The organism is Ruegeria sp. CH2, assembly GCF_056537065.1.
This window is the reverse complement of record NZ_JBQFQV010000055.1, coordinates 1-878: the sequence shown is the minus strand read 5'-3', so window position 1 is coordinate 878 and position 878 is coordinate 1. Positions and strand designations below refer to the sequence as shown.

1 pseudogene is annotated in these 878 nt (G+C 55.8%); it reads right to left on the bottom strand.

Features of this window, described 5'->3' with window-relative positions:
* Window positions 1–12: 12 nt before the first annotated feature.
* A pseudogene (locus ACR0M9_RS21100) lies at window positions 13–811 on the bottom strand (IS5 family transposase).
* Window positions 812–878: the final 67 nt, after the last annotated feature.

Genomic DNA, 878 nt, shown 5'->3' with positions numbered 1-878 from the left:
TAGGGTCAGGATTCATAACCAATAGATGACGGTTGCTGCGAGGGCGATAGCGGAGAGGAAGACTTTGGGACAGCGATCATAACGTGTCGCTACACACCTCCAGTCCTTGAGCCTACCAAACATGATCTCAATACGGTTGCGCCGTTTGTATCGGCGCTTGTCATACTTCACAGTTGTCTTGCGTTGCTTTCGACCTGGGATGCAGGCGCTTATTCCTTTGTCTTTCAACGCGTCTCGGAACCAGTCTGCATCATAGCCGCGATCCCCGAGCAGCCAGTCGACTTCTGGTATGCTGCTCATTAGCGCTCGCGCACCGATGTAGTCACTGACTTGGCCAGCGGTGACAAAAAGGCTGATCGGTCGCCCTTGGCTGTCACAGATAGCATGCAGCTTCGTATTCATGCCGCCCTTGGTTCGGCCAATCAGGCGGCCACGCCCCCGTTTTTCGCGGCCATGCTGGTCGCGGTGCGATGTGCTTTCAGATAGGTCACGTCCACTGCCCGGCAGGGCATTGCGGAGCAATGTCCCGAGAGGGGATCATCACGGTCTTTTCCTCGCCGTGTTCGGCTGCCAAGCCGACCATCATCCGAGCGAAGATGCCTTTCTCACTCCAACGCTTCCACCGGCTATAAAGCGTCTTGTGCGGTCCGTATTCTTTGGGAGCGTCACGCCACCGCAACCCATTGCGATTGATGAAGATAATCCCGCTCAGCACCCTCTTGTCATCGACCCGTGGCTTGCCGTGCGACCGCGGGAAGAAAGGGGAAAGTTTGGCCATCTGCTCGTCGGTCAGCCAGAAAAGGTCGCTCATATCACCACTCCATTTTTCGAGCCGTGAATCATGCAGCGCCTTGAAAATCAATGCATCCTGACCCTAG